Origin of the sequence: Bradyrhizobium sp. 40 (assembly GCF_023100925.1) — a bacterium.
In the GTDB taxonomy this organism is placed as follows: Bacteria; Pseudomonadota; Alphaproteobacteria; order Rhizobiales; family Xanthobacteraceae; genus Bradyrhizobium.
Map to the genome: position 1 here is coordinate 6,773,199 of NZ_CP064688.1, position 26,286 is coordinate 6,799,484.

Below are 26,286 nucleotides of genomic sequence, written 5' to 3' on the forward strand. Positions count from 1 at the left end.
CTGTGAATTGCAGAGGGAACTGGACCATGCCAAGACAGGAAGTCATTCGCAAAGCCAGGCAAGACAAGCGTGCCGGAAAATCGGCAAGCACGCAGGCCGGCGAATTCGTCAAGGACCAGATCGACAAGATCCGCAAGGGCAAGCGTGGCGCGCGCTCGACGAAACAGGCCATCGCCATCGGTCTGTCCGAAGCGCGCCGCGCCGGCGTCGATCTCCCGCCGCCGCGAAAAGGACGCGTCAAGAAGGCGACGCGACGCAGCGCCGAATACGCCTATGAAGTCGGGCAGCGCAAGCGCACGCCGAAACGCCAGCCGCGCGTGTCGCGGGCCGTCGAAAAGGTTTTGAAGAAGGAGCCGCGTTCGACCGCATCACGCAGCGCACTGTCGAAACAGGGCAAGCGTGCCGCGAGCCAGCGATCCGCCGCATCACGTTCAGCCACCGCGCGCAAGGCAAGCCGCACCAAGGGTGCCAAGGCCCGCTCCACCGCCGCAAAGAAGGCGGCACGCACCAGGGCTCGCCGCCGGAGCTGATCAGTTCGCGCGCCGACTCCGCTCGGAGAACACCGCGCGTGCAGCACGCTCGGCCTCGCGCGCCGAGCGGAACTGCCGGCCTTCGAGGCTGTCGAACAGACGCTCGGAGGAGAAGAAGCGGAAGCCGCGCGTATCCTTCGTGACGATGCCGGCGGCGCGGTCGTGGATTTCGATGATGTAGGCATTCGATTGAATTTTGGACATGACTGCTCGTCCACCGGGGTCTCGGCGTTTCCTGTCTCGGGATTTGCTGGGTGAGGTGCTGCTAGAAGACGGCGGTCAGCAACAACAACAGGCGCCGGTGGCCGCTGAGAAACAGCGCGGCGTCATGCACGCATGCATGTCATTGTTACTGCGCTGGTGATCGGTTCTCATATCGCGGCTTCGGCTCGAGGAGCAGTGTCGATGCCTGGAATATCGAGCGTTTAGCGCGATCGGTCAATGAAATGGCCATCCATAATTGCCACCGGCGCGCATCGGCACTTCTCCGGGCGCGAGCGCAGGCAAACGAATTCATCTCGCGATGAGTTCTTCCCTTGCGGGAGAAGGGAAGACGCATCACCACATCGTCGCGGCTGCCCGCCCGGGCCAGGCGCGATCATACTCCGCGCCGCCGACCTTGTTCTCGCTCATCTCGGCGAGAATCTGGCCGGGCGTCGGCAGCGTCTTGGGGTCGATGCGCTTGTCGGGATTCCAGAGATCGGAGCGGACGATGGCGCGGGCGCACTGGAAGTAGATCTCGTCGACCGTCATCACCATGACACTGCGCGGCGCCTTGCTTTCGACCTTGAACGAGGCCAGCAGCTCGGGATCGATCGAAAGATGCGCCCGGCCATTGGCCCGGACCGCATTGCCGGAGCCGGGGATCAGGAACATCAGGGACACCCTGGGATCGCGCACGATGTTGCGCAAGGAATCGACCCGGTTATTGCCGCGGCGATCCGGCAGCATCAGCGTCTTCGGGTCATGAATGCGGACGAAGCCGGAGAGATCGCCGCGCGGCGAGCAGTCGATCCCCTCGGGTCCGATGGTGGCGAGCGCGGCGAACGGCGCCTTTTCGATGAAGACGCGATAGAGCGGGGTGACGTGGTCGGCGACTTTCACGGTCGAGGCGTCGTTGGTGACGCCGTAGATGGCCTCGAGCTGCTCGACCGTTTCAATCACCGACATTCCAGTCTCCTTGTTGCGCGGGCTATTCGTGCCAGCTCTGGTTCTTGATCACGCGCAGAAGCTGGTGGCCGTGATACTCTGCGCCGCCCGCGTTGAGGATGGTGACGTCGGCCTGCGCCGATGCGTCCTCGACGCTGCGCGTCAGCCGTTCCGTGATATTGCCGTCACTGTTCCGGGCGCGTGCGGCAAGCCGCTGCGCCAACACATCCGGCGGCGCCGTGATCGCGACCACCACGACGTTTGCATAGGCCTGGCGTAGCGCGCCGATCACCGTGCGCGAAACGTTGGCCACGACGGCGCGTCCGGCACGAATATCGTCGTTGAGGTCGCGCGGCAGCGCGTAGCAATGCCCATGCGCCTCCCAATGCACGGCGAATTCGCCATGCTCGCGCGCGCGACGGAATTCGTCAGAGCTCACCGCGACATTGTCTTCGTCGGCCGAGGACTCGCGGGTCACGACGCGGCGCGGAAAGACGATGTCGTGGTCCTCGATGCACGCCGCCCGCGCCAGCCGCAGCAGCGTGTCCTTTCCGGCACCGCTGGGACCGACCACGAGCACGAGCCGCCCGGGCCCGATCGCGCCCGTCTGCGCTGCCGCCATGGTGACGGTCTCGCTCATGCCACGCGGCTCCCTTCGCGCCAGACGCTGCGGACCGCGGGGACGCTGCCGGCAACATGCACGCGGATCAGATCGGCACGCTTGCCGACGGCAATTTCACCGCGGTCGGACAGGCCGACGGCCTCCGCGGGCGCCTTCGTCACCGTGCGGATCGCCGCCGCAAGACTGATGGCGGGCACATGCTCGGGCAAATGCAGCGCGGCCATCAGAAGGCTCGAGGGAATGTAGTCCGACGACAGGATGTCGAGCAGGCCCTCGCGGGCGAGATCGACCGCGGCGATGTTGCCGGAATGCGAGCCGCCGCGCACGACGTTCGGCGCGCCCATCAGGATGTCGATGCCGGCCTCGTGCAGGCCGCGCGCGGCCTCCAGCGTGGTCGGGAATTCCGCGACCGAAACCCCATCACGCACGGCGTCCACGACGTTCTCCTCGGTGGTATCGTCATGGCTCGCCAGCGGGATCTTGTACTTATGTGCCAGCGCCACGATCTCGCGCATGTTGGTCGCGGCATAGGCCTTCTGATACTCGAAACGCTTCGCGAACAATTCGTCGAGTTGGGCGTCGGTCTTGCCGCCGCCCTTGCCGCGGTAATAGTCGCGCAGCTTGCCTTCGTCGCGGAACTGGCGCTGGCCGGGGGTGTGGTCCATCAGCGACATGAGCCGCACGTCAGGACGGTCGATCAGCTCCTTGGCCTCCTCGACGACGCTCGGCATCGGGATTTCACAGCGCAGATGCAGGAAGTGATCGGCGCGCAGCAGGTCGGCATCGCGCGCGGTCGTGATCGCGGCGGCGAGCGTGCCGGCGCGTCCGTCGACTTCTTCGGCGCCGTCCTCGCGCCAGACCCGGAGCGAATCGAACACCGTGGTGATGCCTGATGTCGCGAGCTGGCCGTCATAGGAGACGACGGCGGCGACCGGATTCCAGAATACTTTTGGCCGCGGCACGTAGTGCGCCTCGAGGTGGTCGGTGTGGAGCTCGATCAATCCCGGCATGATCAGATCGCCGCCGGCATCCTCTGCCCCCGTGGGCGCCCTGCCCTCGCCGATCTCGGCAATGCGTCCATCGGCGAGGGCAACCCAGCCCTGCTCGATCACCCGTTCCGCCAGCACGATCCTGGCGTTGGCGATCACGATGTCCTTCTTGGCGTTCATGTCCATTTCCTTCAGGCCGCGGCGGCGAAGCTGGTGACGTCGACGATGCGGTCGGCAATCAGATGACGGATTTCGTCGTCATGGACAATGGCGACCATGGCGACGCCCTGGCGCTTCTTTTCGGCGACCAGCCCGACCACGACGGCGCGGTTGGCGGCGTCGAGCGAGGCGGTCGGCTCGTCGAGCAGCAGGATCGGCAGATCCGAGATGAAGCCGCGCGCGATGTTGACGCGCTGCTGCTCGCCGCCGGAGAAGGTCGCGGGCGGCAGCTGCCAGAGCCGCTCGGGGATGTTGAGACGATGCAACAATTCGCCAGCACGGGCTTGTGCGTCCGCGCGCGCCAGGCCGTTGACGATCAGCGGCTCGGCGACCACGTCGACGGTCGCGACGCGCGGCACCGCGCGCAGGAACTGGCTGACATAGCCGATGGTCGCGCGGCGGACGTTGAGGACCTGCCGTGGCTCGGCGGTGGCGAGATCGATCACCTCGCCACGATGGCGGATGCCGATGCGGCCGGAGTCGCAGCGATAATTGCCGAAGATCATCTTCAGGATCGACGATTTTCCGGCGCCTGATGGCCCAGACAGCACGACGCATTCGCCGGGGTCGACGTGGAAGGTCACGCCGCTGACGACAGGCAATTCGATGCCGCCCTGCAGGTGCATCGTAAAAGTCTTGTTGGCGTCGGCGATGTCGATCATGGCGGTCATTGGAAAACTCTTCTTGCAAGGCTCATGGCGTTGAAGCCTCATGGCGGCAGAATCGAGGAGACGAGCAGCTGGGTATAGGGCTCGCGGGGATCGTCGAGCACCTGGTCGGTGAGGCCGGTCTCGATCACGCGGCCGCCCTTCATCACCATCACACGGTGCGACAGCAGGCGCGCGACCGCGAGATCATGGGTGACGATGATGACCGCGAGGTGCAGCTCGGCGACCAGGCTGCGCACGAGATCGAGCAGGCGCGCCTGCACCGAAACATCAAGTCCGCCGGTCGGCTCGTCCATGAACACCAGCCGCGGCTCGGTGACGAGGTTGCGGGCGATCTGGAGACGCTGGCGCATGCCGCCGGAATAGGTCCGCGGCGCATCGTCGATGCGTGCGATGTCGATCTCGACGCGGGTCAGCCAGTCCGACGCGGTATCGCGAATGCGGCCGTAATGATTCCAGCCCACCGCCATCAACCGTTCGCCGACATTGGCGCCGGCCGAGACCGCCATGCGCAAGCCCTGCGCGGGATCCTGATGAACGAAACCCCAGTCGGTGCGGAACAGGAAGCGCCGCTCGGCCTCGCCCAGCGTGGCGAGATCGCGGGCGACGCCGTCGCGCATCCGATAGGACACATGGCCGCCGCTAGCCGCGAGCTGACCCGACAGCAGCTGGAGCAGCGTCGATTTGCCCGAGCCGGATTCGCCGACGATCGCCAGCACCTCGCCGGGATAGAGCGCAAAAGACACGTCGCGGCACGCCGCGATACGGCCATAGGACTTGCTGAGGGATTTTGCGACCAGCAGCGGCTCGTCGTTCTCGAGCATGTGTTGATCAGCCATTGGATGCCTCCTGCGCCTTGTCCTTGTACGGCGCGGCGCTGAGGCTGCCGTGATGGCCGGCGGCCTGGCGGCCCTCGCAATAATCGGTATCGGAGCAGACGAACATGCGACCGCCCTTGTCGTCGGTGACGATCTCGTCGAGATAGGAATTTTCCGCGGCGCACAGCGCGCAAGGCGCGTTGAAGCGATACGGCTCGAAGGGATGGTCCTCGAAGTCGAGCGACACGACTTGCGTATAGGGCGGGATCGCATAGATGCGCTTCTCGCGGCCGGCGCCGAACAATTGCAGCGCCGGGCAATTGTCCATCTTGGGATTGTCGAATTTCGGCGTCGGCGACGGGTCCATCACATAGCGCGCGTTGACTTTCACCGGATAGGCATAAGCCGTCGCGATGTGGCCGAAGCGGGCGATGTCCTCATAGAGCTTGACATGCATCAGGCCATATTCGGCGAGCGCGTGCATGCGCCGCGTCTCGGTCTCGCGCGGCTCGAGGAAGCGCAGCGGCTCCGGGATCGGCACCTGATAGACCAGCACCTGATTCTCGTGCAGCGATCTCTCCGGAATGCGGTGGCGGGTCTGGATCACGGTCGCATCTTCCGTCGCCGTGGTCGTGGCGACGCCGGCGGTCTTGGCAAAGAACTTCCGGATCGAGATCGCGTTGGTGGTGTCGTCGGAGCCCTGATCGATCACCTTCAGCACGTCCTCGGGCCCGAGGATCGCCGCGGTGACCTGTACGCCGCCGGTGCCCCAGCCATAGGGCATCGGCATTTCACGGCTGGCGAACGGCACCTGATAGCCGGGGATCGCGATCGCCTTGAGGATTGCGCGGCGGATCATCCGTTTGGTCTGTTCGTCGAGATAGGCGAAATTGTAGGCGGGCGCGTTCATTCCGCGGCCTCCTTCATGGCATCAGGCGCATTGGCTTCAGTGAATTCCTTGCGCAGCTTGCGCAACAGGCCGAGCTCGGACTGGAAGTCGACATAGTGCGGCAGCTTGAGATGCTCGACGAAGCCGGTCGCCTGGACGTTGTCCGAATGCGACATCACGAATTCTTCATCTTGCGCAGGGGCGAGCGCCTCTTCGCCCAGCTCGCGCGCGCGCAACGCGCGGTCGACCAGCGCCATCGACATGGTCTTGCGCTCGCTCTGGCCAAAAGCGAGGCCATAGCCACGCGTGAAGCACGGCGCTTCGGTCGCGGAGCCCTTGAACTGGTTGACCATCTGACACTCGGTGAGCTCGATCGATCCGAGCGGCACGGCGAAGCCGACGTCTTCCGCCGAAAATTCGACATCGACCTCGCCGAAGCGAATCTCGCCGGCGAAGGGATGGTTGCGGCCGTAGCCGCGCTGGGTGGAATAGCCCATCGCCAGCAAGAACCCTTCGTCGCCACGCGCGAGATTTTGCAGGCGCAGGTCACGATCCGCCGGAAAGTTCAGCGGCTCGCGGGTGAGGTCGCCGACGCTGGCGCCCTCTTCCGCTTGCGGCGAGGGCTCGATCAGGCCGTCGCGGCCGAGGATATCCGTCACCCGCGGCGTGGGCACTGTCGATGCTTCGGCCGTCGCTGGCGCTTCCGGCACAAAGCCTTCGGCGAGCGAGGGATCGAGCAGGCGATGGGTGTAGTCGAAGGTCGGCCCGAGAATCTGGCCGCCGGGAATGTCCTTGAAGGTCGAGGACACCCGCCGCTGCACCCGCATCGCGCCGGTCTCGACCGGCTCGCTGGCGCCGAAGCGCGGCAGCGTGGCGCGGAAGGCACGGACCAGGAAGATCGCCTCGATCAGATCGCCGCGCGCCTGCTTGATGGCGAGTGCCGCGAGCTCGCGGTCATAGAGCGAGCCTTCGCTCATGACGCGGTCCACGGCGAGGCCGAGTTGCTCCGAGATCTGGTCGAGCGTGATTTCCGGCACGCTTTGATCGCCGCGTCGCGCACTGGCGAGCAGGCGATGGGCGTTCTCGATGGCGCGTTCGCCGCCTTTGACTGCGACATACATGCTTAGCTTCCCTTGCTCACGACACGCGTGGTGCGCGGGATCGCAACCACGGCGTCATCGGCCACCAGCACCACATCGACGCCGCGCGGAAACAGCGCCTCGTTAATACGAAGTCGCTCGAACAGGTCGAACGGCTTGATCGAGGCCTTGAGCGTGGCGACACCGTCGATGCCGGGGCCGCGCAGCTCGAAGCTGCGTCCGGCGTCAAGGCTATCGACCTGGACGATCAATGTGGTCGAGCGATCCGGATATTCGCTGGTGCCGAGCGCGAAGCGCTCGAGCGAAGGCAGCGCCCCACCATCGCTGATCAGCGCGAAGCTGGCGATCGAAGAATCCTGCACCACCGGCGCGCCGGTGTGGAATTTCAGCCATTTCACGAGGTCGGAACTCTCAGACATGCGCGCATCGAGCCAGAGCGGCGTGTCGTGATCGAACAGCGTCAGTGCGATCGCGGCGGTGCCGCGCATCATCACGTGAGGTGCTCCTGACGTCGGCACGATGCGCTGGACCGATCCCGGCCGCGCCATCGCGTCCATGACCGAGCGAAAGGTCGATTGCGCCGACAGCACCTTGTCGGCGAACCCCGGCGGCAGTTCCGCAATCGTGGTCATGATCTCACCCCTCGCCGCGCACCATGGTGTAGAAATCAACCTTCGTCGCGGCGGTCTCGGCCGCCACCTGTTTGCGCTTGGCCATCAGCTGCTCACGCAACGGCGCGATAATATCCCGCTCCACCGCGGCGCCGAAATCGCTGGACTGCACCAGCGCATCGCACAGCGCGATCAGCCGCGCCTTCTCGCCGTCGCGACCGAGCGTGTAACCGAAACCGACCTCGCCGCTCGCAAGCCGCACCGCGGCGCGCGACACCGTGGCTTCGCCAAGGTTGAACGGCGCGCCGTCGCCGCCGACCCGGCCCCGCAGCATGACGAGGCCGTTTTCCGGCGCGCGCAGATCCTGATGCGCTGGCAAAGCGAGAGCGCCTAGGCGAGCGGCGATCTCGCCCGCCTCCGCGTGCGCCAGCACGGCCATTGCGGCCTTGCGCTGGGCTTGCTGATTGTTGTGCTGGGTCACCACATCCACCGACTTTTCTGCAGAACTTGCCGAATCCAAGTTGTCTATAATACTAGACAACTTGATAGCGGAGCGCCATGACTGTTTGGTGACAAGGGCGTGATTTCTGGAGTAGCTTCCCGGCCACATGAGCATGCAGGACACAGCTTCCTCCGGCGTCGCATTGTGGCGCCTCGTTGCCGACGGCATCGAGCGCGGCATCGCCGACGGCCGCTTTGCGGCCGGCGACAAGCTGCCAGGCGAGGTGGAGATCGCCGAAACCTATCGCGTCAACCGCCACACCGTGCGGCGCGCGCTGGCCGCGCTTGCGGAGCGCGGCATCGTGCGGGCCGAACGCGGCAGCGGAACCTACGTCGAGGCGCAGAAGCTCGCCTATCCGCTGCGCTCGCGGACCCGTTTCTCCGAGATCGTCGGCGCGGACGGCCGCGAACCGCATGGCCGGTTGATCGAGGCGTCCGATGATGTCGCGACCCGCGAACTCGCGCGGGAGCTCGGCCTCAAGACCGGTGCACCGCTGGTGCGGATCGAGGCGATGCGCCTCGCCGACCGCACGCCGATCTGCGTCTCCACGACGTGGCTGTCGGCGCAGCTGTTTCCGGGTGCGGGCGACGTCTTTGCCGCGACCCGCTCGATGACGAAACTGCTCGAGCATTACGGCGTCCGCGACTATCGCCGCGGCGCGACCCGGATCACCGCCGGCATCGTTGACGCAACCGACGCCGCACGGCTCGATCTGGCGCTGGGACGGCCGATCCTGGTGGTCGACGCCACCGATCACGATCCCGACGGCAAGCCGCTGGTCACCAAGCATTCGCGCTTTGCGGCGGAGCGGGTGGAATTTCTGGTGGAGTCGTAGGGTGGGCAAAGGCGCACTTGCGCCGTGCCCACCATCCATCCAGTGCTGCGATTGAACTGGTGCGCACGCGGCGCTTTACCCACCCTACGAAATCGGTGATCAGGCCACCGCCCTTCGCCCAATAATCGCGAAGCGCAGTTTTCCCGAGACGAAATCGATCGCGGCGACCGCGACCAGGATCATCAGGATCAGGAACGACACCTTCTGCCATTCCAGCACGCGGATCTGCTCGGCGAGCTGGAGGCCGATACCGCCGGCACCGACGATGCCGATGATGGTAGCCGAACGCGTGTTCGACTCGATGAAATAGAGCACCTGGCCGGCGATCACGGGCAGGACCTGCGGCAGCAGACCGAAGCGGATCTCGTGCAGCGCACTGCCGCCGGAGGCGCGGATGCCCTCGACCTGCTTCTGGTCCGCGCCCTCGATCGCCTCCGAGAACAGCTTTCCAAAGGCGCCGAAATCGGACACGGCAATGGCGAGCACGCCGGCAAACGGGCCGAGCCCGACCACGTTGATCCACACCAGCGCCCAGATCAGCGTGTCGATGCCGCGGGTCGAATCCAGGAAACGTCGAATCGGGAAGCGCAAAATGCTCGACGGCACCACGTTACGCGCGGCAAGAAGACTGATCGGCAGCGCGAACACCGCAGCCAGCGTCGTGCCGAGCAGCGCGATCGACAGCGTCTCGCCCAGCGCCTTCAGATAGATCGGCAGCGACGAGCCGGGATCCGGCGGAATCATCATCAGGCTGATCCAGCCGAGCTGGCTGAGGCCGGCGACGAAGCGCGAGGGCGAGAAGTCGAGATCGACGAGGCCATAAATCAGGATCGCGAGCGCCGCGACGATCATCCCCGGCATGGCGAGCCGCGCCGAGGCCGGCCGGTCGAACACATCGGGGTAGCGCGCGCGAAGCGCGGCGATGTCGATCTCCTGCGGCCCCGTCACGTCCGCGTCTCCCTGCCGAACAGGCGGCCGCGCAGCCAGCCGGTGCTGATGTCGATAATGAAGACCGTGACGATGATGGTGAGCAGGATAGCGCTGACGTCGGAGTAATAGAACTTGCGGATGGCGACGACCAGCTCCTGGCCGATGCCGCCGGCGCCGACGAATCCCATCACGGAGGCCTCGCGGACGTTGATCTCGAAACGCAGCAGCGCGTAGCTGGCATAGCCCGCCGTGACCTGCGGCAGGATGGCGAAGCGCATGCAGGAGAGCCAGCTCGCGCCGGTCGAGCGGACGCCTTCGACCGGCTTCATGTCGGCGTTCTCGACGATCTCGGAGAACAGCTTTCCGAGCGCGCCGGTGGAGTGAATCGCAATGGCCAGTACGCCCGCCATCGGTCCGAGCCCGAAGGCGATCACGAAGATCAGCGCAAACACGATGCCGGGCACCGTGCGGGCGAATTCAAGCAGGCGCCGCACCGCGAACCGCAGCCAGGGCGCGGGCGAGGTGTTTTCAGCCGCGAAGAAGTTCAGGCAGAAGGCAAAAGTCGCGCCGATCAACGTGCCGACATAGGAGATCAGCAGGGTCTCGCCCAGCATCCTCAGCCATTTGCGCCAGCCCCAGAGCCACTCGCCGACATCGGTCCAGACCCGCTGTCCGCTGTCGAGTGTGAGGATGCGGTCGAAATAGCTGATGAAGTTGCCGTAATGGGCGAACAGCGTCCGCAGATTCACTTCCGCGCCTATCGCCGCCAGAAGCAGCGCAGCGGCGAACACCACGGCTCCGAACAGGAGGCGCCCTCGCCTGCGCGCGACCGCCTGGCGATAGGCGGCGTTGAGCACGGCGAGCTGCTGCTCCGGGAGGATCGAAACCGCGACGGTCATCTGATCAGGAAAGGTGGTCGATCAAAGAGAAAGAACCGGGTCCATCGACCCGGCTCCAGTGGCATCGTCCCGAAACTCAGGACGCCTTCTTCTTACGCAGTGCATCGACGAACTTGATCAGCTCGATCGTGCCATCCCAATCCTTGGTGGTCGCGGGATGAAAACCTTTCTTCTGGCCGTCCTGTAGGCGATCGAAGGCAGCCTTGTCCTTGGCCGGCGCGTCGAAGAACGCCTTGGCGATGGCGGCCTTGGCCTCTTCCGGCAGGTCAGAATTGTAGGCATAGGGGCCGTTGATGATCGGCGCCGACTTGTGGATGATGCGGAAATCATCCTTCTTCATCGCCGAGCCATCGGCATTCTTCAGCATGCCCTTGGTCAGCATCTGCGCCAGCGTCGAATCGTCGTCGCTGGTCCACTGGTTGGCGGTGACGTCGACCGTGCCCTGCGCCAGTGCCAGGATCGCGTTCTCGTGGCTGCCGGTAAAGACGACCTTGCTGAAATAGGTGTCGGCGTCCGCGATGCCCATTTTGTCGAGCTCGAAGCGCGGCACGTTGTTGCCGGAGGTTGAGTTCGGGTCGACCAGGCCGAGGTTCTTGCCCTTGAGCTGGTCGATGCTCTTGTAGGGGCTGCTCGCCTTGACGAAGAACACCGAGTAGTAGCCGGTAGAGCCGTCGGAGTTGATGTCGTTGGCGAAGGCGTCGGTCTTGACGCCGGTCAGGCGGGCGCGGGCAAACGACGCCGAGCCATAGCTTGCGATATGAATGTTGCCGGCACGCTGACCTTCGATGACGGCCGCGTAGTCGTTGGCGATGCGCAGCGTGACTTTCACGCCCAATTCCTTGGAGAGATAGTTCATGAACGGCGCCCAGCGCTCGGTGACGCCCGAGGCGTTTTCCGCCGGAATGACCGCGAAGGTCAGTTCGGGATATCTAGCTTTCCAGTCCTCGGCGGAAGCCGAGGTCGCGAACGCGAGCGCGGCGGCGCCGGCAAGAATCAATCTGCGAGTGATCATGATAGCCTCTTCATTGGTTGAGGTCGGTTGACGCAAAACTGGTGGGTCCTGATGCGGCGCCGCTCAGGCGGCGGCCGCCGTTCCAAGCACCGGAATGCCCTGTCGCACCGGTGCGGGCGTGCCGCCCATGACATCGGCGGCTTCGAGATCGTAGAGCTCGCGCGCAACGTGCTCGGTCAACTCAGCCGGTGCGCCGTCGAACACCACGCGTCCCTGCGCCATGCCGATCAGGCGGTCGCAATAGCTGCGCGCCAGGTCGAGCGAATGCAGATTGCAGAGCACGGTGATGCCAAAATGCTTGTTGATGCGCAAAAGCGCATCCATGACGATCTTGGTGTTGCGCGGATCGAGCGAAGCGATCGGCTCGTCGGCGAGGATGATGTCGGGCTGCTGCACCAGCGCGCGGGCGATCGCGACGCGCTGCTGCTGGCCGCCGGAGAGCTGGTCGGCGCGCTGGGCCGCGAGCGGGGCGATGTCGAACTGCTCAAGCGCGGACATCGCCAGCGCCTTGTCCTGCTCGGGCCAGGTCTGCGACAGCGAGCGCCAGGCCGGCATCGTCGCAAGCCGTCCCATCAGGACGTTGGTGAGAACATCGAGCCGGCCGACCAGATTGAACTGCTGAAAGATCATCGCCGAGCGCGCCCGCCACTGCCGCAGCTCCTTGCCGCGCAGCGCCGTGACGTCGAGGCCGTCGAACAGGATGCGGCCCTGCGAAGGGGCCGCGAGACGGTTGATGGTCCGCAGCAGGGTCGACTTGCCGGCGCCGGACCGTCCGATCACGCCGACGAAGCCGCCGGGAGAGACTTGAAACGAGGCGTCGTCCACCGCGGCTTTCACGCCGAAGCGACACGTTAGACCTTCAACCACCAGCATGCAGGGCTCCAGAGTAGCTGGGACCCACCGCTAACGCCGGCGCTTGACACTTGTGTGACACGGACGTTGCGGTGCGGCGATCCTACACACATCATCCCCTGTTCATCCCCTGTCATCGCGTCGTCATGACATTGTCATCAAGCCGCTCGAAGAGAAACGCCCGCCCTCTCGTTCGGATGCAACATGGCCGCCAAAGCTCTTTCGGTCCAGCCGACCATCGATCCCTCGGCGAAGCTGCACGACGCCAGGCTTGGCGCCTATACCGAGGTCGGCGCGCGCACGATGCTACACGAGGTGACGATGGGCGATTACTCCTATGTCGTGAACGACGCTCAGATCACCTACACCACCATCGGAAAATTCTGCTCGATCGCGGCGGTGACGCGGATCAATCCGGGCAACCACCCGATGCACCGCGCCACGCAGGCGCACTTCACCTATCGTTCGAGCGCCTATTTCGAAGGCGAGAGCGACGACACGGAATTCTTCGACTGGCGGCGCCAGCATCACGTCCATATCGGGCATGACGTCTGGATCGGCCATGGCGCGATCGTGCTGCCGGGCCGCAACATCGGCACCGGCGCGGTGATCGCGGCCGGCGCCATCGTCACCAAGGACGTTTCGGCCTACACCATCGTCGCCGGCAATCCGGCGCGCATCGTTCGCCGGCGGTTCTCGGAAGAGCTTGCCGGACGGCTCGCCACCCTCGCCTGGTGGGATTGGGATCACGACAAATTGCGTACAGCACTGCCCGATTTCCGCAAGCTCGGGATTGAAGATTTTCTCTCGACATACGAAGCACGAGCAAGTTCTCTCAACAATTCTGTTGGCAGCAAACCAAGCGCAGTCGCGTGACAGACATTTTCCTTGAGGGCGGCCGAACCCTGATCGGCTCCGAGCTCGTCGAAACTTCGCTTGCCCTGTCCGGAACGGACATCGCAGAGATCGATGCCTCTCGCGGCCGGGCGCGGCTTGCGATCGACGCGCGCGACCTGCTGGTCCTGCCTGGCATCGTCGATCTGCATGGCGATGCCTTCGAGCGGCAGATGATGCCGCGCGCCGGGGTCGATTTTCCGATCGACGTGGCGCTCGCCGATAGCGACCGCCAAGCGATCGGCAACGGTATCACCACGGTGTTTCACGCCACGACCTGTTCGTGGGAGCCGGGCCTGCGCAGCGCCGACAATGCGCGCGGCCTGATGGAGGCGATCGAACGGCAGCGCCCGCAATTCGCGGCCGACACCCGCTTTCACCTGCGCCACGAGACCTACAATCTCGACGCCGAAACCGAGATCAGCCAGTGGCTCAGCGATGGCCGCGTCGACCTCTTCGCCTTCAACGACCACATGGACGGCACGGTTGGGGACATGGCCAAGCCCCGCAAGCGCAACCGCATGGTGGAGCGCACCGGCCTGTCGAGCGAGGAATTCGATCGGCTGGTCCGACACGTGCTTTCGCGCGCCAGCGAGGTCCCGGCTTCCATGTCGCGGCTTGCTGCGACTGCCCGCGCCGCCGGGGTGCGGATGCTCTCGCATGACGATGCGACACCGGCGATGCGCGAGGGCTTTCGCGCCATGGGCGTGGCGATCGCGGAGTTTCCGATCAACGAGGAGACGGCGCGGGCGGCGGCAAGCCACGGTGACGCCATCGTTTACGGCGCGCCGAACGTCGTGCGCGGCGGCAGCCATACGGGCTGGACCAAAGCATCCGACATGATCGCCAAGGGGCTCTGCTCCGTGCTGGCCTCTGACTATTACTATCCCGCGCAGCTGCTCGCTGCGTTCCGCCTCGCGGCCGATGGTGTGCTGCCGCTGACCGAGGCCTGGAACCTGGTCTCCGCCGCGCCGGCGCGCGCGACCGGCCTTGCCGATCGCGGCGTGCTCGCGGAAGGCCGGCGCGCGGATATTGTGCTGGTCGATGACAACGTGGCGCTGCGGCCGCGGCTGATCGCCGTCATATCAGGCGGCAAGCTCGTGCATTTCACCGACGCGGCGCGATTGCTTGGCATGGCAGCTACCCCGCGCGAAGCTGTCGTCGCGGCATAAACCCGCTATGCTCGAACGATGACAAGTTTCCCCCGCTACGCGATCTATTTTGCCGCAGGCAGCGACAGCGCCCTCTCCCGCTTCGGCGCGGAGCTGCTCGGTTACGATGTCTATACCGGCAACGAGCTGCCCTTTCCCGCCGACGCATCGCATCTCGCGCCGGACTGGCGCGACATCACCGCCGATCCTCGCAAATACGGTTTTCATGGCACGCTGAAAGCGCCGATGGCGCTCGCGCCTGGCAGGACGGAGGCGGAGCTTTTGGCGACCTGCGTGGCCTTCGCCGGCGAGGCGCGGACGATCCCGGTGATCTGCCCGATTGTCGATGCCATCAGCGGCTTCATCGCGGTCATTCCGGCCGAGCCGGTCGTTGCGCTCCAAGAGCTCGCCGCCGATTGCGTCCGCGCGTTCGATGGCTTTCGCACCGCCCTGACGGCGGAAGATCGCGCGCGGCGCAAGCCCGAGAAGCTCAGCGAGCGGCAGCGCGACTATCTCGACCGCTGGGGCTACCCCTACGTGATGGAGGAATTCCGCTTCCACATGACGTTGACGGGGCGGCTGGACGCGGAGCGCCGCGGCCCGATTCTGCAGATGCTGCGCGCGCGGTTCGCGGCGCTCGGGCTTGATGCGCTGGCGATCGATCGCATTGCGCTGTTCAAGCAGGATGATGCGGGGGCAAGGTTCCGCATTGTGGGCGAGTGGGTGCTGGCGAGATAGCTCCCTCAAGCTCCGTCATTGCGAGCGCAGCGAAGCAATCCAGACTGCGTCCGCGGAAATAGCCTGGATTGCTTCGTCGCTTCGCTGCTCGCAACGAGTGAGTTACTTCCCCCACCGCAACGCCAGCGCATCGCGCTCCTTGGCCAACTCCAGCAGCCCGGCCCGCGTCGCCGGGTGCAACGGCTGCAGCGGATGCCGCACCGTGTCCGACTTGATTACGCCGCCGGCCTGCATCATCGCCTTGCAGGCGATCAGGCCGCATTGGCGGTTTTCGTAGTTGATCAGCGGCAGCCAGCGTTCGTAGGCGGCTTTGGCCTCTTCACGCTTGCCGGCGAAATAGGGATCGACGATCTGGCGGATGCCGTCGGGATAGCCGCCGCCGGTCATCGCGCCGGTGGCGCCGGCATCCAGATCGGCGAGCAGCGTGATCGCTTCCTCGCCGTCCCAGGGACCCTCGATATCGCTGCCGCCCGCCTCGATCAGGCTGCGCAACTTTGCAGCCGCGCCGGGCACCTCGATTTTGAAATAGCGGATGTTGGAGAAATCGCGCGCCAGCCGCGCGAGCAGCTCGACCGACAGCGGCGTGCCGGCGACAGGCGCGTCCTGGATCATGATCGGAATCTTGATTGCGCCCCACAGCACCTTGAAGAATTCGACCACGCCTTTCTCGGGCACGCGGAAGGTTGCGCCGTGATAGGGCGGCATGACCATGACCATGGCGGCACCGGCCGCCTCGGCCTGTTGGCTCCGCGCGGCGCAGACGGCCGAGCTGAAATGCGTGGTCGTGACGATCACGGGAACGCGGCCCGCGACATGCTCCAGTACCGCATGCATCACGGTCTCGCGCTCGGCATCGGTGAGCACGAACTGCTCGGAAAAATTGGCGAGAATGCATAGACCATTCGAGCCTGCGTCGATCATGAAATCGATGCAGCGGCGCTGTCCCTCGAGGTCGAGCTCGCCGCGCTCGTCGAAGATGGTGGGTGCGACCGGGAACACGCCGCGATAGGGGCGCTGGGCCTTGTGTTGGGGCGTGACCGGCATCGAACTCTCCATCCCTGATATCTCTTACACCTGCCGCGACGCTCGCGCAGCGTCACAGATGTACCCGCCGCGTGCATCGGCGGCAATGCCGTTGGCGCGACGGTGGGACGGAAGATCGTCGAAGTTATGCGGTCCTCACCGCGCCCAAAAAGCCCTCGACCGCCACGCGGAGACGATCGGCGTCGGCGGACATTTTCGACACGGACACCGACAGCACCGAACCGGCATTGCCTGTCTCTTGGTTGAGCCTGGCGACGCTGCCGATGGTGTCGGTGACCTCGCGGGTTCCCTGCGCGGCCTGCTGGAAGTTGCGGGAGATCTCGGTGGTGGCAGCGCGCTGCTGTTCGACCGCGGCCGCGATCGCCGTCATCTTCTCGTCGATGCCGCTGATCGCGCCGCCGATCGCGCGGATGGCGGTGACCGCCTGGCCGGTCGCGCCCTGGATCTCCGCGACCTGGCGGGAGATCTCTTCCGTCGCCGTCGCCGTCTGCGAGGCGAGGCTCTTGACCTCGCCGGCGACCACGGCGAAGCCGCGGCCGGCCTCGCCCGCGCGCGCGGCTTCGATGGTGGCGTTCAACGCCAGCAGATTGGTCTGTCCTGCGATGGCGTTGATCATCTTCACGACTTCGCCGATGCGGCCAGCGGTCTGATCGAGGATCTCGACCGTCGCATTGGTCTGCGCTGCCTGCGACACGGCTTCACGGGCCTCGCGTGCGCTGGCCTGCACCTGCGCGGAGATCTCGCCGACGGACGCGGAGAGTTCTTCGGTCGCGGCCGCGATGGTCTCGAGATTGTTGGTGGCCTGTTCGGCGGAGGACGAGACCGCCGCGGTCTGGCTGCTCGATTCTGACACCAGCGAGCGCACGTCGGTCGCGGTGGCATCGAGCTCCTTCGTCGACGCCGCAACGCTGTGAATGACGGCTTGCACGGTGTCGTCGAAACTGCGGCAAGCCGCATCGACGGTACCGGAGCGGGCGAGCTGCAGCGCCTGCTGCGATTCACGTTCCCGGCCCAGGCGTTCCGCGGTCGCCGCGCTCTCGCGCAAGCTTTCGAGCGCGGCGGCCATGGTGCCGAACTCGTCGGGATACCTGGATTGCGGGACGGGTGTCGCGTAGTCGCGGGCGCTGATCTTGGCGATGGCATCCAGGATGGCACGCACCGGGCGCATGAGGCGGTTGCGGATCACGTACACGCCGGCCAGGGTCACGGCGAGCGCGAGCAGGAACGCGAGCGACTGCACGACGAGATTGGTGAGCGCCCTAGCCTGCACCGTCTCCGCCCGGACGATCGACTGGTCGAGCGCCTTGTTCGCCACCGCGACGATGGACGCGAAGGGTGACTGACACAGCGTATTCCATTCCGCGGCGGGCATCGCGGGCTTGCCGCTGCCGTCGAAATTCTTGGTGAGGTCGCCGATCTGCTTGAGGGCACCGTCGGTCTTGGCCTTCGCGTCCGTCGCTGCCGTCACCAGCTCCGCCGCTACGCCCGGCGCAGCCAGCAACTCGGCCATGCCCGCCCAGCCGGAGGTGATCGTGCCATCCCATTGCGCCACTGACCGCTTCTGAGCGTCGTCGAGCGGCTTGCTGCCGTTGACGTTGGAGCGCAGCGACGAACAATGGATTCCATAGCGATCGCGCACCTGCCAGGCGAAGCGCCGGACCTGGATCATGCGTGCAATGAAGGGGTCGTCCATCCAGGCACGGTTCGACACGGCGGTGGAGGCGAGGTTGGCCGTGTCGATCACCTTGGTGACAGCATCATACCAGGAGTTGGTGCGCTCGATCTTGCGCTCGGCACGCGGACGCTTGGCTTCATCGTAGAACAGCTGGAATTGCGGCGCCGCGGCGCTCCAGCCCTGCTTCAATGTGCCGGCGAGTTCGTCGCGGCGGGCGAAGTCGACGGTGGCAAGCGCGGCTCCGATCGCGTCATAGCCGCCCTGCTCGGCCTTCTCCGCCGCCTCTAGTTTTGCTCGCGGATCATCCTCGCCGAGAATCGCGCTCTGGGCATCGCCGCGATTGTTGCGCAGCGCCAGCACGCCATGGAAGATCGCCTTGTCGGCCGCGGCAAGCCGCGCGGTCTCGAGGCTGTCGCTGTAGCGGCCGAACGCCCCGACCATCTGGATCGCCGTGGAGGCCAGCGCACCCGCGGCCAGCAGGGCCATCAAGGTCAGGAGGAGCGAACTTACCGATTTCTTAAACATTGCCATGGTGTCGGGGGCCCATTCTTTCGAGCGCCACCTTGCCGACGACATGCCAATGTTCCGTTAAGGTTTTAATCGAATGGGCTTGAAGTTCCGGCCCGACGAGCCTCAGTACAGCCCCGGATATCACGCAACCTTGGTGAAATCCGGCGGGCGGCGCTCCGCAAATGCCGTGAAGGCCTCGCGCGCCTCGGCGGTGCGCAGGCGCAGTCCGAACTGCTCGCCTTCGGCATTCATCTGCGCGACCAGCGCCTCGCCATTGCGCATCAGCTTCTTGGTAGCGGTGAGCGCGCCGGCCGGCTGACGGGCAAGACGCTGCGCCAGCGCGAGCGCTTCGGCATCGAGCTTGTCGAGCGGCACCACGCGGTTGGCGAGCCCCCATTCCAGAGCGGATTTGGCCGGCACGGTCTCGCCCAGCGCGAACATCTCGTAGGCCCGCGCGTAGCCGATGCGCGCCGGCATCAGCAGGCTGGAGGCGGCTTCCGGCACCAGCGCAAGGCTGACGAAGGGCGTCGACAATTGCGCGTTGTCGGCAAGCACGACGAGGTCGCAATGCAGCAGCATCGTGGTGCCGACGCCGACGGCGCGGCCCTGCACCGCCGCAACCAAGGGCCGGGTGCAGCGCGCCAGCGACTGGATGAAGCGCACGACGTTGCGGCTTCCTTCCGACTTGCCCGCTGCGACCGCGGCGAATTCGCCGACGTCGTTGCCGGCAGTGAACATGTCGCCTTCGCCGCGGATCAGGATCACGCGGGCCGACGCATCCGACTCGGCGGATTCGATGGCGTCGGCAAGTATGCCGTACATCGCATCCGTCAGCGCGTTCTTCTTGTCGGGGCGCGCCAGCGTGAGCGTGAGAATTCCGCCGTTGTTCTCGATCCGGACTTGGTCAGTCATTCGTTCGCTCCTCTTGGGAATTTATCCTGAATGCTCGTCAGCCAGCGCGCGACGACGTCGATCTCCGCGCCGGTAAATCCTTCCGTCAATGCCGCATTGACCTTTGCTGCGCTGGCCTTCGCCTGCGCCAGCGCCGTTCGCCCCTTCGGCGTCAGCCAGACGCGCCAGGCGCGACCATCCTCGTGATCCGCGCGCCGCTCGACCAGTTTAGCCGCCGCCGTACGGTCGACCAGCCCCGAGATGCCGGCCGGCCCCATGTCGAGCGCCGCGCCGGCCTCGCCCATCAGGACGCCGTCCTGCTTGCCGAGGATGAACAGGAGTCCTGCCTGCGCCGGCGTGACCTCGCTCGAAGGCTGCCCCGCCATCCAGCGCTGCACGCGGCGTTGGGCCACGCTCAACAGGTAGATCAGCCGATGATGCCCCGAGCCGGCCGCTTTATTTCGCATGCGAAATATATAGTCGAGGCGGCCCGGGATGTCAAAGGACGGCAGCTGGATCGATGTGCCGCGGCATCGTCGAGCAACAGGGCCGCACCGGCGCACCAGAACCTCACCCACCAATCGCAATTACTCGCCGCCGCCCAGCTTGACGTTTGCTTCTTTTTGTGTTCTCTATTCGTTCTATTCAATCATAGATTGTCCCGGAGACCGTTCGTGATGAACAGTATGCGTGGCGAGAACCAGCCGACCCAGCTCATAATGACGATGATACGCCGGACCAATTCGTGATGGATCTGCTTCGGCAGGTTTTCGGCAAATCAGACCGTGAAGCGACCGCGCTCATCACCCAGATCGAGCAGAAGGAAAAAGCGGTTTGCGGGCCTTACCCGCAATCGGTTGCCGAAGCCCTTTTCAAATCTGCGCAACAATCCATCGAATTGGCCGGCCACCAACTGCAGGTCACGCTAGAGGCGGTCAAGACTCCTTGCGAACTCTGTGGCAAGCCTGAGGGACAGACCGACGTTCGTATCGGCGACCGAACGGTCTGGCTGTGCAGCGACTGCATGCGTGCGGCGGATGAACCCTCGAACGAACAAGAGGAAGATTTCGACTTTGCTTGCGACGTTCTCGATTGGCACCTTGCCAGCACCGCGCGCAGCAAACTCGTGACCACGATCCGCCAATTTCCCGGCCACATGCGGGTCGATCTTCAAGCCGCGGTCGACCGGCTCTTCGGCAAGGCCATCCGGCTGGTGGGACTAAACGAGGAGCAGCGCTACGAAACGCTGTCGATCCCACGACTGCTCAAGGAGGGCCGCTATGCGATCGCGATTGCCCCGCTGCAATATTCCGACGTCGATGTAGGCGAGAAGAGCCCGGTCAAGTGTCTGGATAACGGACTATGGCTGTGTGAGCAGGATCATCTCCGCTATGCGGTTTTGCTCTGCGCACACCGCGAATACAGTCGCGAGCCCGGAATTCGGATCGAGATCCTGGTGCCTTCAGGTTCCGCAGGCGCGGCTCTCGTCCAGCGATGCTTCAATGAATTGGAAGAAGCCGTACAGACTGCGCGGACCTATCGCGGCAAGATCCTGTCGCTCGATGCCGACTCCGACTATCGCGGTCGCTCGCGCGGCATCACGGTGCATCGCTTGCCGCAGGTCGCGCGCGACGAGGTGATTCTGCCGGAGCAGAGCCTGCGGCTGCTCGATCGCAACGTTCTGACCTTCGTCAACACCCGAGACCAATTGCGCCGGCTGGGTCAATCGAAACGCAAAGGCATCTTGCTGTACGGGCCGCCGGGCACCGGCAAGACCCACACGATCCGCTATCTCGCAACGCATTTGCCCGGGCATACGACGTTGATCATCACGGCCGAGCAGATCGGTCTGCTCGGCGCCTATATGAGCCTGGCACGCCTGCTCCAGCCGTCGATGGTGGTGATCGAGGATGTCGATCTCATCGCCCGCGACCGCGATGACATGGGGCCGTGTGAGGAATCCATGCTGAACAAGCTGCTCAACGAGATGGACGGGCTGAAGGAAGACGCCGACATCCTGTTCGTCCTGACCACCAACCGGCCGGAGGACCTCGAGGGAGCTCTCGCGGGTCGCCCCGGCCGCATCGATCAAGCCATCGAAGTGCCGCTGCCCGACGAGACCGGCCGCGGCAAGCTGGTCCGGCTCTACGGCAGGGGATTGCCGCTCGAGGGGGCGGTGATCGCGTTGGCTGCCCGACGCAGCGAGGGCACCAGTTGCGCCTTCATCAAGGAGCTGATGCGGCGGCTGGCGCAAGGAAGCATCGCACGGGACGGCGGCAACACCGTGATCTCCGCCGATATCGACGAAGCCCTTGACGACATGCTGTTCTCCGGCGGCCGGCTCAACGCGCAGCTGCTCGGCGGCGCGCAGGCAATGGCCGCGGGGTGACGCTCCGAAGTGGCGCGCCGGCTACGGCGCGCAGGTGAAGCTCGCTGCCTCCGTCACCGGACCGCTCTTGTAGTGCGGCCAGGTCGGCCAGCGGCACAGCGGCAGCGCGCGAAGCGTCGCAAAGGACGGCGCTTCGACCTTCTGCTCGGCGACTTCCAAATCGCCGGGCGCCTTGCCCTTTTCGACCCAGTCGACCAGCGCGCTCAGCATGTCGACATTGGCCGGCGCGCCGGAGCCGACATGGTCGACCCCGGGCGCGGTGTAGAGCCGCGCGAATTCGGCCGTCTCGGCCTTGCCGAGCTTGCGTTCGACGCTCTCGAAATAGCGGATGCCGGCATAGGGGCTCTGCGCGTAGTCCGCCATATGTTCGAGCATGATCAGCCGGCCGCCGCGAGCGCGGAAGCGGCTGAGGTCGGGGTCGGTGGAATCCATCAGGCTGGAGACCTCGAGCAGCCGCGCCTTGTGCTGTTCGGGCTTATAGGTCGTCACGTCAAGCTTGGAATCGCGCGCGAACACATATTGGATGCCGCCGGCGCCGTAGATCCAGGCGATGCCGTTATTGGGCGCGGGCGGCTGCGCGGGAGGCGCCGTGCCGAGCCACCACGCGACCCAGCCGCCGGTCGGGCCAACCGCCGGCGTGTCCTCGCCCGACACGCCCCAGCCCGGATAATCATCGAGACCGTTGGCGAGCGGGAACGGGAATTTGTAGGTCGCATGCAGGGTGTCGATCGCCTTGATCTGCGCGTCGGTGAGGCACTGATCGCCAGTCTTGCCGCTCGCGCAACGCAGCGTCTCCGCCTTGAACGCCGCCTTGCAGGACACGGGATCTTGCACCAGCGCGTCGTCGGAGCCGTCGGCCTTGTCGCAAGCCGCGCGCACGGCGTCGCCGACGAGCTTCACCTGCGCCGGATTGATCCAGCCATCGCCCATGGTCACGAGCCCCGAGCGGGTGCCGGCATGCTGCAGGCCGACCCAGTTGATGACGGGCACGCGGGCAAAGATGCCGTCGAAATCATCGGGATAGCGCTGTGCCATGGTGAGGCCTTCGCGGCCGCCTTCGGACGACCCCATGAAGTACATTTTCTCAGGCCTCTTGCCGTAGGCGCGCTGCATCAGCGCGACGGCGGCATCGCGTACCTTCTTGTAGGCGCGATGGGCGAAATTCTCGAAGGCTTCGTCGTTGAGCGCGAACAGTTGCGGCGGCTCGCCCGGCTTGGACTCATGACCGGAATCGGTCCCGTAGGTGACGAAGCCGCGCGCGAGCGGCGACGGCTTGTCGAAGGGATAGGCCGGCGGCAGCGTCAGGCCCGTGATCAGCACGCCGTTGAATCCGCCCCCGCCATATTGCAGCGAGCGGCCGTTCCATTCGACGGGAAGATTGACCTGAAATCTGATCGGCGGCGCCTTGGGATCGGTGGGATCGATATGGCCGAGCACCTTGCAGAAGCCGGGATTGGCGGGCGTGACGCGCCCCGACGGCGTCGGGCCGCGTTCGGCGACGGCCAGTTGCGACGGCGCCAGCAACGTCGCCGAATCGATCTTCACAGCGTCAGTGCCGCCGACCAGGCCCTTGCAGACGGCGTCCGCATCCTCGGCCAGCGTCACCGCTGCAGCGGAGTTCGCGCCCAGTGCAGTCACTGCGCCCACGAGCAATACACACAGCTTCGCACGCCCTTGCGCCATCGTTTCCCCCTGCACTTTCTGTTCTCGTTCGTTCCGCCAGCAGGCCGTATTCAAGGCGCCTTCCGACCGGCCGTCAATGACGCTAGTGCTCAAACACCAGCCGTGCGCCGACGGTGCCCTCGAGGCTGCGGATCTGCTGCAGCAGCGCGCCTGAATCCTGGCCGCCGAGGTCGGCGTCGAGCACGACGTAACCGAGGTCGCCGGAGGTCTCCAGATATTGCGCGGCGATATTGATGTCGCGCTGCAGGAACACTTCGTTGAGCCGGCGCAGCATGCCGGGCACGTTGCGATGGACGTGGCTGAAGCGCGCGCCGGAGGGACGCAGATGCAGCTGCACCTCCGGAAAATTCACCGCCCCCGTGGTCGAGCCGGTGATGAAGAAGTCGACCAGCTTGCGCGCTACCTCGCCGCCGATGCGCTCCTGCGCCTCCTCGGTCGAGCCGCCGATATGCGGGGTGAGGATGACGTTGCCGAGGCCCTGCACCGGGCTCTTGAAGCGGTCCGAATTCGAGGACGGCTCGACCGGAAACACGTCGATGGCGGCACCCGCGAGATGGCCGTCGCGCAGAGCTCCCGCCAGCGCATCGAGATCGACGACGGTGCCGCGGCTGTTGTTGATCAGGAGGGAGCCAGGCTTCATCGCCCGCAGCTCCTTCTCGCCGATCATCCCGGCGGTCTCCGGCGTTTCCGGCACATGCAGGCTGACGACGTCGCTCTGCGCCAGCAGCTCCTCCAGCTTCTCGACCGGCTCGGTGTTGCCGTGGCGGAGCTTGTCGGTGCGGTCGAAATAGATCACGCGCATGCCGATCGCCTCCGCCAGGGTCGAGAGCTGCGAGCCGATATTGCCGTAGCCGATGATGCCGAGGGTACGGCCGCGTACCTCGCGGCTGCCGGTCGCCGACTTGTCCCAGCCGCCCTCATGGGCCGACACCGAGCGCGGGAAGATGCGCCGCAGCAGCATCACGATCTCACCGATCACGAGTTCGGCGACGCTGCGCGTGTTGGAGAACGGCGCGTTGAACACCGGAATGCCGCGCTTGCGCGCCGCCAGCAGATCGACCTGGTTGGTGCCGACGCTGAAGCAGCCGACGGCGAGAAGCTGGTCGGCCGCTTCCAGCACCTGATCGGTGATCTGGGTGCGCGAGCGGATGCCGAGCAATGACACGCCCTTGAGCGCCCGCCGCAAATCCTCGCCGTCCAGCGCCTTGGTCAGGCGCTCGACATTGGTGAAACCCGCCGTTCTGAACAGGTCCACGGCGCTGTCGTTGACGCCTTCAAGCAGCAGCGCCCTCGCGCTCCGCTCAGGGCTTTGGCCTGGGACTGACATGAAATCTCCGTGGGTCACAGCTTCGCCGCAGCTCATAGACCGCGGGGGATGCGCAGCACAATAGGGTTCGGATACGGGGAGAAGATGGCGGGCGCTCGTCAGATCACGTAAAACCCGTGCGTACCGTCCAGACGCAATTGTTCGACCAGACCATACTCCCAGTCGAGATAGGCCTGCATCGCACGCTCGTCGACACCGGTGCCTTCATAGGGGCGGCGGTAACGGTGGGCGGGGTCGGGCTTGGGCAGGACGTGCGGCGGACCGATTTCGAGCGCGCCGTCATAGCCACCTTCCCGCACATAGACCTCCCAGCCCATCTGCGCGAGCCAGGACGCCGTCATGTCGGCGCGGACGCCCTTGTCGTCGGTCAGCGCGATGCGCGCGCCGCGCACCGGTGCGGCCATATCGGTTTCCTGGACCAGCTGTCCGCCGGGATAGTGACGAAACCCCGGGAGATGGCCGGCGGCATATTCCTCGGCGTCACGCACGTCGAAGCGATAGAGCGTGCGATCGGTCTGCGCGACAAGCGCAGCCATCTCGCTCGCGTCGACATGGCGGACACCGGCGCGATAGGCGACGTCGCGCGCATTGGCCGGGCCGCCCTCGAACGGCCCGATCGCGCCACGCCGGTCGGCACCCTGGTCCAGCGTATGCCGCGCCAGCGTCCAGCCGATGGTGCCGTTACGCAGCGCCCGGACCTTGTTCGGCACGCCGGCATTGATCAGCGATTGGGTGCCGATGATCGAGCGGGTGCGGCCGGCGCAATTCACGATGATGGTGGTGTCGGCATCGGGTGCCGCCTGCCCTGCCCGCAGCACCAGCTCCGCGCCGGGCACGCTGACCGAGCCCGGGATGTTCATGGTGGCATATTCGTCGAAGCGGCGAACGTCGAGGATGGCGATGTTGGCCTTGTCCGCGATGAGTTTTGCCACCTCGTCGGCACTGAACGACGGCGTGTGCCGGCGCAACTCGACCAGCTCGCCAAAGGCTTTTGAGTAGGAGTTGACGTCCTCGAAGATTTGATAGCCGGCGTCGCGCCAGGCCTTCAGCCCACCATCGAGCGCGCGGACATTGGTATAGCCGAGCGCGGCCAACCGCTCGGCGCCGGCAGTGACGAGGCCCTCGCCGTCATCATAGAGCACGATCGCCACGTCCTTGCGCGGCAGCCGCACCTCGGCTTCGATCCCGATCCGGTCCGCGGCCATGTTGGCAGCAAACAGCGGATGTCCCGTCGCGAAACCAGCCTCGTGCCTGAGATCGAGCAGAGCGATCTCCTCGCGGAGCAGCAGTGCCCGGCGGATATCGGCGGGTGTGACGGTCGAAGGCTTCATGAGACAGGCAACCTTGGGAGACTTGAAC

General features: G+C 65.5%; 27 protein-coding genes. 6 read left to right on the forward strand and 21 right to left on the reverse strand.

What is annotated here, in order from left to right:
- The first annotated feature begins 26 nt into the window (after positions 1-26).
- Positions 27-530: a DUF6496 domain-containing protein gene (locus tag IVB40_RS32475; protein WP_247817416.1), complete on the forward strand. Its 504-nt coding sequence runs from the start codon at positions 27-29 to the stop codon at positions 528-530.
- On the opposite strand, the gene IVB40_RS32480 is transcribed toward IVB40_RS32475, so the two are convergent.
- From IVB40_RS32480 to phnG, 10 genes are all read right to left on the reverse strand, one after another.
- Positions 531-734: a hypothetical protein gene (locus IVB40_RS32480; protein ID WP_247817419.1), complete on the reverse strand. Its 204-nt coding sequence runs from the start codon at positions 732-734 to the stop codon at positions 531-533.
- 354 nt (positions 735-1,088) lie between these two features.
- Positions 1,089-1,700, reverse strand: coding sequence for a pyridoxamine 5'-phosphate oxidase family protein (locus IVB40_RS32485; RefSeq protein WP_247817420.1), 612 nt, complete (start codon positions 1,698-1,700; stop codon positions 1,089-1,091).
- 22 nt (positions 1,701-1,722) lie between these two features.
- The gene (gene phnN / locus IVB40_RS32490) at positions 1,723-2,319 is read right to left on the reverse strand and encodes a phosphonate metabolism protein/1,5-bisphosphokinase (PRPP-forming) PhnN (RefSeq protein ID WP_247817421.1); all 597 of its coding nucleotides are present in this window, start codon (positions 2,317-2,319) and stop codon (positions 1,723-1,725) included.
- A complete protein-coding gene (locus IVB40_RS32495) occupies positions 2,316-3,470 on the reverse strand; it encodes an alpha-D-ribose 1-methylphosphonate 5-triphosphate diphosphatase (protein WP_247817422.1) in 1,155 nt (384 codons plus the stop codon). Before IVB40_RS32495 ends, phnN begins: the two co-directional genes overlap by 4 nt.
- Before the next feature lie 11 nt (positions 3,471-3,481).
- The gene (phnL, locus tag IVB40_RS32500; protein ID WP_247817423.1) at positions 3,482-4,180 is read right to left on the reverse strand and encodes a phosphonate C-P lyase system protein PhnL; all 699 of its coding nucleotides are present in this window, start codon (positions 4,178-4,180) and stop codon (positions 3,482-3,484) included.
- A gap of 38 nt (positions 4,181-4,218) precedes the next feature.
- On the reverse strand, positions 4,219-5,016 hold the full coding sequence (gene phnK / locus IVB40_RS32505; RefSeq protein WP_247817424.1) for a phosphonate C-P lyase system protein PhnK: 798 nt from the start codon (positions 5,014-5,016) through the stop codon (positions 4,219-4,221).
- Entirely contained in the window at positions 5,009-5,905 is an 897-nt protein-coding gene (locus tag IVB40_RS32510) for an alpha-D-ribose 1-methylphosphonate 5-phosphate C-P-lyase PhnJ (protein ID WP_247817425.1), read from the reverse strand. Before IVB40_RS32510 ends, phnK begins: the two co-directional genes overlap by 8 nt.
- Positions 5,902-7,005 carry a carbon-phosphorus lyase complex subunit PhnI gene (locus IVB40_RS32515; protein ID WP_247817427.1) on the reverse strand — a complete coding sequence of 368 codons (1,104 nt, stop codon included), beginning with the start codon at positions 7,003-7,005 and terminating at the stop codon, positions 5,902-5,904. Before IVB40_RS32515 ends, IVB40_RS32510 begins: the two co-directional genes overlap by 4 nt.
- Positions 7,006-7,007: 2 nt before the next feature.
- A complete protein-coding gene (gene phnH / locus IVB40_RS32520; protein ID WP_247817428.1) occupies positions 7,008-7,616 on the reverse strand; it encodes a phosphonate C-P lyase system protein PhnH in 609 nt (202 codons plus the stop codon).
- A gap of 4 nt (positions 7,617-7,620) precedes the next feature.
- Positions 7,621-8,085 (reverse strand): phosphonate C-P lyase system protein PhnG, encoded by a 465-nt coding sequence (gene phnG / locus IVB40_RS32525; protein ID WP_247817429.1) that lies wholly within the window; start codon positions 8,083-8,085, stop codon positions 7,621-7,623.
- Between the two features lie 118 nt (positions 8,086-8,203).
- Here phnG and phnF point away from each other — a divergent pair, with 118 nt between their 5' ends.
- Positions 8,204-8,932 carry a phosphonate metabolism transcriptional regulator PhnF gene (phnF, locus tag IVB40_RS32530; protein ID WP_247817430.1) on the forward strand — a complete coding sequence of 243 codons (729 nt, stop codon included), beginning with the start codon at positions 8,204-8,206 and terminating at the stop codon, positions 8,930-8,932.
- Positions 8,933-9,031: 99 nt separating this feature from the next.
- Here the strand turns inward: phnF and phnE (IVB40_RS32535) are convergent, their stop codons facing one another.
- The 4 genes from phnE (IVB40_RS32535) to phnC all read right to left on the reverse strand — a co-directional run bounded on the left by phnE (IVB40_RS32535) (position 9,032) and on the right by phnC (position 12,646).
- Positions 9,032-9,793: a phosphonate ABC transporter, permease protein PhnE gene (gene phnE, locus IVB40_RS32535; RefSeq protein WP_247819621.1), complete on the reverse strand. Its 762-nt coding sequence runs from the start codon at positions 9,791-9,793 to the stop codon at positions 9,032-9,034.
- Positions 9,794-9,876: 83 nt separating this feature from the next.
- Entirely contained in the window at positions 9,877-10,761 is an 885-nt protein-coding gene (gene phnE, locus IVB40_RS32540; RefSeq protein ID WP_247285654.1) for a phosphonate ABC transporter, permease protein PhnE, read from the reverse strand.
- Positions 10,762-10,837: 76 nt separating this feature from the next.
- Positions 10,838-11,773: a phosphonate ABC transporter substrate-binding protein gene (gene phnD, locus IVB40_RS32545; RefSeq protein WP_247817431.1), complete on the reverse strand. Its 936-nt coding sequence runs from the start codon at positions 11,771-11,773 to the stop codon at positions 10,838-10,840.
- Between the two features lie 63 nt (positions 11,774-11,836).
- Positions 11,837-12,646: a phosphonate ABC transporter ATP-binding protein gene (gene phnC / locus IVB40_RS32550; protein WP_247427248.1), complete on the reverse strand. Its 810-nt coding sequence runs from the start codon at positions 12,644-12,646 to the stop codon at positions 11,837-11,839.
- A gap of 183 nt (positions 12,647-12,829) precedes the next feature.
- On the opposite strand from phnC, the gene IVB40_RS32555 reads away from it, so the two are divergent.
- The 3 genes from IVB40_RS32555 to IVB40_RS32565 are packed head-to-tail and all read left to right on the forward strand — an operon-like array spanning position 12,830 to position 15,408.
- Positions 12,830-13,501 carry a chloramphenicol acetyltransferase gene (locus IVB40_RS32555; RefSeq protein ID WP_247817432.1) on the forward strand — a complete coding sequence of 224 codons (672 nt, stop codon included), beginning with the start codon at positions 12,830-12,832 and terminating at the stop codon, positions 13,499-13,501.
- Positions 13,498-14,691: an alpha-D-ribose 1-methylphosphonate 5-triphosphate diphosphatase gene (locus IVB40_RS32560; RefSeq protein ID WP_247817434.1), complete on the forward strand. Its 1,194-nt coding sequence runs from the start codon at positions 13,498-13,500 to the stop codon at positions 14,689-14,691. The genes IVB40_RS32555 and IVB40_RS32560 overlap by 4 nt, the downstream gene beginning before the upstream one ends.
- An 18-nt stretch (positions 14,692-14,709) precedes the next feature.
- Positions 14,710-15,408, forward strand: a complete 699-nt coding sequence (locus IVB40_RS32565) for a DUF1045 domain-containing protein (protein WP_247817435.1) — start codon at positions 14,710-14,712, stop codon at positions 15,406-15,408.
- Between the two features lie 102 nt (positions 15,409-15,510).
- Here the strand turns inward: IVB40_RS32565 and IVB40_RS32570 are convergent, their stop codons facing one another.
- From IVB40_RS32570 to IVB40_RS32585, 4 genes are all read right to left on the reverse strand, one after another.
- Positions 15,511-16,452: a dihydrodipicolinate synthase family protein gene (locus IVB40_RS32570; protein ID WP_247817436.1), complete on the reverse strand. Its 942-nt coding sequence runs from the start codon at positions 16,450-16,452 to the stop codon at positions 15,511-15,513.
- A gap of 124 nt (positions 16,453-16,576) precedes the next feature.
- Entirely contained in the window at positions 16,577-18,658 is a 2,082-nt protein-coding gene (locus IVB40_RS32575) for a methyl-accepting chemotaxis protein (protein ID WP_247819622.1), read from the reverse strand.
- A gap of 120 nt (positions 18,659-18,778) precedes the next feature.
- Positions 18,779-19,549 carry an enoyl-CoA hydratase gene (locus tag IVB40_RS32580; RefSeq protein ID WP_027565760.1) on the reverse strand — a complete coding sequence of 257 codons (771 nt, stop codon included), beginning with the start codon at positions 19,547-19,549 and terminating at the stop codon, positions 18,779-18,781.
- The gene (locus IVB40_RS32585) at positions 19,546-19,995 is read right to left on the reverse strand and encodes a MarR family winged helix-turn-helix transcriptional regulator (protein ID WP_027565761.1); all 450 of its coding nucleotides are present in this window, start codon (positions 19,993-19,995) and stop codon (positions 19,546-19,548) included. The genes IVB40_RS32580 and IVB40_RS32585 overlap by 4 nt, the downstream gene beginning before the upstream one ends.
- Before the next feature lie 281 nt (positions 19,996-20,276).
- Between IVB40_RS32585 and IVB40_RS32590 the strand changes: the two genes are divergently transcribed.
- Positions 20,277-21,917, forward strand: coding sequence for an ATP-dependent Clp protease adaptor ClpS (locus tag IVB40_RS32590; protein WP_247819623.1), 1,641 nt, complete (start codon positions 20,277-20,279; stop codon positions 21,915-21,917).
- A 21-nt stretch (positions 21,918-21,938) separates the two neighbouring features.
- Here IVB40_RS32590 and IVB40_RS32595 read toward each other — a convergent pair whose 3' ends face one another.
- From IVB40_RS32595 to IVB40_RS32605, 3 genes are all read right to left on the reverse strand, one after another.
- The gene (locus IVB40_RS32595; protein WP_247817437.1) at positions 21,939-23,600 is read right to left on the reverse strand and encodes a tannase/feruloyl esterase family alpha/beta hydrolase; all 1,662 of its coding nucleotides are present in this window, start codon (positions 23,598-23,600) and stop codon (positions 21,939-21,941) included.
- Positions 23,601-23,682: 82 nt separating this feature from the next.
- Positions 23,683-24,927: a phosphoglycerate dehydrogenase gene (serA, locus tag IVB40_RS32600; RefSeq protein ID WP_247817438.1), complete on the reverse strand. Its 1,245-nt coding sequence runs from the start codon at positions 24,925-24,927 to the stop codon at positions 23,683-23,685.
- A 98-nt stretch (positions 24,928-25,025) separates the two neighbouring features.
- Positions 25,026-26,258 (reverse strand): rhodanese-like domain-containing protein, encoded by a 1,233-nt coding sequence (locus IVB40_RS32605; protein ID WP_247817439.1) that lies wholly within the window; start codon positions 26,256-26,258, stop codon positions 25,026-25,028.
- Positions 26,259-26,286: the final 28 nt, after the last annotated feature.

Bases quoted from the DNA above. Each gene is read 5' to 3' on its own strand.
- IVB40_RS32510 (WP_247817425.1), bottom strand. From the start codon at position 5,905: ATGAACGCGCCCGCCTACAATTTCGCCTATCTCGACGAACAGACCAAA.
- IVB40_RS32480 (WP_247817419.1), bottom strand. From the start codon at position 734: ATGTCCAAAATTCAATCGAATGCCTACATCATCGAAATCCACGACCGC.
- IVB40_RS32485 (WP_247817420.1), bottom strand. From the start codon at position 1,700: ATGTCGGTGATTGAAACGGTCGAGCAGCTCGAGGCCATCTACGGCGTC.
- IVB40_RS32570 (WP_247817436.1), bottom strand. From the start codon at position 16,452: ATGCCGGTCACGCCCCAACACAAGGCCCAGCGCCCCTATCGCGGCGTG.
- phnF (WP_247817430.1), top strand. From the start codon at position 8,204: ATGAGCATGCAGGACACAGCTTCCTCCGGCGTCGCATTGTGGCGCCTC.
- IVB40_RS32585 (WP_027565761.1), bottom strand. From the start codon at position 19,995: ATGCGAAATAAAGCGGCCGGCTCGGGGCATCATCGGCTGATCTACCTG.
- phnK (WP_247817424.1), bottom strand. From the start codon at position 5,016: ATGGCTGATCAACACATGCTCGAGAACGACGAGCCGCTGCTGGTCGCA.
- IVB40_RS32590 (WP_247819623.1), top strand. From the start codon at position 20,277: ATGGATCTGCTTCGGCAGGTTTTCGGCAAATCAGACCGTGAAGCGACC.
- serA (WP_247817438.1), bottom strand. From the start codon at position 24,927: ATGTCAGTCCCAGGCCAAAGCCCTGAGCGGAGCGCGAGGGCGCTGCTG.
- IVB40_RS32495 (WP_247817422.1), bottom strand. From the start codon at position 3,470: ATGAACGCCAAGAAGGACATCGTGATCGCCAACGCCAGGATCGTGCTG.
- IVB40_RS32475 (WP_247817416.1), top strand. From the start codon at position 27: ATGCCAAGACAGGAAGTCATTCGCAAAGCCAGGCAAGACAAGCGTGCC.
- IVB40_RS32565 (WP_247817435.1), top strand. From the start codon at position 14,710: ATGACAAGTTTCCCCCGCTACGCGATCTATTTTGCCGCAGGCAGCGAC.
- phnH (WP_247817428.1), bottom strand. From the start codon at position 7,616: ATGACCACGATTGCGGAACTGCCGCCGGGGTTCGCCGACAAGGTGCTG.
- phnL (WP_247817423.1), bottom strand. From the start codon at position 4,180: ATGACCGCCATGATCGACATCGCCGACGCCAACAAGACTTTTACGATG.
- phnE (WP_247819621.1), bottom strand. From the start codon at position 9,793: ATGCCGGGGATGATCGTCGCGGCGCTCGCGATCCTGATTTATGGCCTC.
- phnE (WP_247285654.1), bottom strand. From the start codon at position 10,761: ATGACCGTCGCGGTTTCGATCCTCCCGGAGCAGCAGCTCGCCGTGCTC.
- IVB40_RS32580 (WP_027565760.1), bottom strand. From the start codon at position 19,549: ATGACTGACCAAGTCCGGATCGAGAACAACGGCGGAATTCTCACGCTC.
- phnC (WP_247427248.1), bottom strand. From the start codon at position 12,646: ATGCTGGTGGTTGAAGGTCTAACGTGTCGCTTCGGCGTGAAAGCCGCG.
- IVB40_RS32605 (WP_247817439.1), bottom strand. From the start codon at position 26,258: ATGAAGCCTTCGACCGTCACACCCGCCGATATCCGCCGGGCACTGCTG.
- IVB40_RS32515 (WP_247817427.1), bottom strand. From the start codon at position 7,005: ATGTATGTCGCAGTCAAAGGCGGCGAACGCGCCATCGAGAACGCCCAT.
- phnN (WP_247817421.1), bottom strand. From the start codon at position 2,319: ATGAGCGAGACCGTCACCATGGCGGCAGCGCAGACGGGCGCGATCGGG.
- IVB40_RS32575 (WP_247819622.1), bottom strand. From the start codon at position 18,658: ATGGCAATGTTTAAGAAATCGGTAAGTTCGCTCCTCCTGACCTTGATG.
- IVB40_RS32595 (WP_247817437.1), bottom strand. From the start codon at position 23,600: ATGGCGCAAGGGCGTGCGAAGCTGTGTGTATTGCTCGTGGGCGCAGTG.
- IVB40_RS32555 (WP_247817432.1), top strand. From the start codon at position 12,830: ATGGCCGCCAAAGCTCTTTCGGTCCAGCCGACCATCGATCCCTCGGCG.
- phnD (WP_247817431.1), bottom strand. From the start codon at position 11,773: ATGATCACTCGCAGATTGATTCTTGCCGGCGCCGCCGCGCTCGCGTTC.